This is a genomic window from Legionella maioricensis (genome assembly GCF_023618015.1).
Lineage (GTDB): Bacteria > Pseudomonadota > Gammaproteobacteria > Legionellales > Legionellaceae > Legionella > Legionella maioricensis.
The window spans coordinates 1-3308 of sequence record NZ_JAJKBJ010000053.1; the positions used below are offsets into that span (position 1 = coordinate 1).

Genomic DNA, 3308 nt, shown 5'->3' on the forward strand with positions numbered 1-3308 from the left:
AAAGTGCTTTAAAGTTAGAGTATTTTAATCTGGTATGACCAGACGTTCATTAAAAATTTGGTAGAAAATGAGGTAACACAAGCGAACTCGTATTGTTTATTTGTATGTGCATATGACTTTGAGGTAATTGAGGTTATATGGTCAAGAAGAGAAGCGCAAACGGTGGATGCCTTGGCAGTAAGAGGCGATGAAGGACGTGGAATCCTGCGAAAAGCTATGGGGAGCTGGAAACGAGCTGTGATCCATAGATGTCCGAATGGGGGAACCCGGCTGTACGTGAGTACGGTCATCTGTAACTGAATACATAGGTTGCAGAAGCGAACTCGGGGAACTGAAACATCTAAGTACCCGAAGGAAAAGAAATCAATTGAGATTCTCTAAGTAGCGGCGAGCGAACGGGGAAGAGCCTGGTGTGATTTATCATTGAGTGGAGTGGAACAGTTTGGGAAGGCTGACCATAGGGGGTGAAAGTCCCGTACACGAAGACTTGATGAGGAACTAAGCACACGAACAAGTAGGGCGGGACACGTGTAATCCTGTTTGAATATGGGTGGACCATCATCCAAGGCTAAATACTACTTACTGACCGATAGTGAACCAGTACCGTGAGGGAAAGGCGAAAAGAACCCCGGAGAGGGGAGTGAAATAGAACCTGAAACCGTTTGCGTACAAGCAGTGGGAGCATGTCTTCGGACGTGTGACTGCGTACCTTTTGTATAATGGGTCAGCGAGTTACTTTCAGTGGCGAGGTTAACTGAATAAGGAAGCCGTAGAGAAATCGAGTCTGAATAGGGCGCGAGTCGCTGGGAGTAGACCCGAAACCGGGCGATCTAGCCATGTGCAGGATGAAGGTTGGGTAACACCAACTGGAGGTCCGAACCGGGTAATGTTGAAAAATTATCGGATGACGTGTGGCTAGGAGTGAAAGGCTAATCAAGCCCGGAGATAGCTGGTTCTCCCCGAAAGCTATTTAGGTAGCGCCTCGTGAATGATTACTGGGGGTAGAGCACTGTTTCGGCTAGGGGGCTGTCATGGCTTACCAAACCGATGCAAACTCCGAATACCGGCTAATTGAATCACGGGAGACACACGGCGGGTGCTAACGTCCGTCGTGAAGAGGGAAACAACCCAGACCGCCAGCTAAGGTCCCCAAGTACTAGTTAAGTGGGAAACGATGTGGGAAGGCACAGACAGCCAGGAGGTTGGCTTAGAAGCAGCCACCCTTTAAAGAAAGCGTAATAGCTCACTGGTCGAGTCGGCCTGCGCGGAAGATGTAACGGGGCTAAAACTAGTCACCGAAGCTGCGGATGTGCACTAAGTGCACGTGGTAGGGGAGCGTTCTGTAGGCCGATGAAGGTGGATTGAGAAGTCTGCTGGAGGTATCAGAAGTGCGAATGCTGATATGAGTAACGATAATGAGGGTGAAAAACCCTCACGCCGGAAGTCCCAGGTTTCCTGCACGACGTTAATCGGAGCAGGGTGAGTCGGCCCCTAAGGCGAGGCTGAAGAGCGTAGTCGATGGGAACCAGGTTAATATTCCTGGACTTTTTATAAGTGGTGATGTGGGGACGAAGAAGGCTAGATGAGCCAGGCGTTGGTTGTCCTGGTACTTGCATGTAGGGGGGTAGACTTGGCAAATCCGGTTTACCATTAACTCTGAGGTGCGAAGTGGTTCTGACACTTCGGTGTACAGAGAAGTCATTGATGCCCGGCTTCCAGGAAAAGCTGCTAGCCATAACTTATAGAGAACCGTACCGCAAACCGACACAGGTGGACAGGTAGAGAATACTGAGGCGCTTGAGAGAACTCGGGTGAAGGAACTAGGCAAAATGGTACCGTAACTTCGGGAGAAGGTACGCCCTTGCCGGTGAGTTGCTTTACGTAACAAAGCTGGTGAGGGCCGCAGAGACCAGGTGGCTGCGACTGTTTATTAAAAACACAGCACTCTGCAAATTCGTAAGAAGACGTATAGGGTGTGACGCCTGCCCGGTGCCGGAAGGTTAATTGATGGGGTCATCTTCGGAGAAGCTCTTGATCGAAGCCCCGGTAAACGGCGGCCGTAACTATAACGGTCCTAAGGTAGCGAAATTCCTTGTCGGGTAAGTTCCGACCTGCACGAATGGCGTAACGATGGCCACACTGTCTCCACCCGAGACTCAGTGAAATTGAAATCGCTGTGAAGATGCAGTGTACCCGCGGCTAGACGGAAAGACCCCGTGAACCTTTACTATAGTTTTGCACTGGACTTTGATGATAACTGTGTAGGATAGGTGGGAGGCTATGAAGTAGGCACGCTAGTGCTTATGGAGCCAACCTTGAAATACCACCCTGTTGTTATTGAGGTTCTAACTTGGTCCCATTATCTGGGATGAGGACAGTGTATGATGGGTAGTTTGACTGGGGCGGTCTCCTCCCAAAGAGTAACGGAGGAGCACAAAGGTACCCTCGGTACGGTCGGACATCGTACCAAGAGTGTAAAGGCATAAGGGTGCTTGACTGCGAGAGTGACGGCTCGAGCAGGTACGAAAGTAGGTCTTAGTGATCCGGTGGTTCTGTATGGAAGGGCCATCGCTCAACGGATAAAAGGTACTCCGGGGATAACAGGCTGATACCGCCCAAGAGTTCATATCGACGGCGGTGTTTGGCACCTCGATGTCGGCTCATCACATCCTGGGGCTGAAGCAGGTCCCAAGGGTATGGCTGTTCGCCATTTAAAGTGGTACGCGAGCTGGGTTTAGAACGTCGTGAGACAGTTCGGTCCCTATCTGCCGTGGGCGTAGGAAAATTGAGAGGAGCTGCTCCTAGTACGAGAGGACCGGAGTGGACGAACCTCTGGTGTACCGGTTGTCACGCCAGTGGCATCGCCGGGTAGCTAAGTTCGGAAGGGATAACCGCTGAAAGCATCTAAGCGGGAAGCCTCCCTCAAGATGAGTTTTCCCATGAAGCCCGTTGAAGACTACGACGTTGATAGGCAAGGTGTGGAAGCGCAGTAATGTGTGAAGCTAACTTGTACTAATTGGCTGATTGTCTTGACCATATAATCTGAGTTACTTTTAGGTTATAGTATACAAGTAATACAATGCAGGTTGAGTTTAGGCTTAATCTGCACTAAATAATGAAGCAAATAGCGTTTGTGTGACCTCAAATTTTACCAGACCTTAATGGGATTATTGATTTTAGATTAATCTTTCCTTCCATTAGGTATAACAGTTTTCCTGGCGACAATAGCGGTTTGGAACCACCTGATCCCATCTCGAACTCAGAAGTGAAACGAACATGCGCCGATGATAGTGTGAGGCTTCCTCATG

Annotated in this window: 2 rRNA genes; both read left to right on the plus strand. The window is 49.7% G+C overall.

What is annotated here, in order from left to right:
* Positions 1-139: 139 nt before the first annotated feature.
* Positions 140-3037 (plus strand): 23S ribosomal RNA (locus LOX96_RS17430).
* A gap of 177 nt (positions 3038-3214) precedes the next feature.
* Positions 3215-3308 (plus strand): 5S ribosomal RNA (gene rrf / locus LOX96_RS17435); the annotation flags it as partial.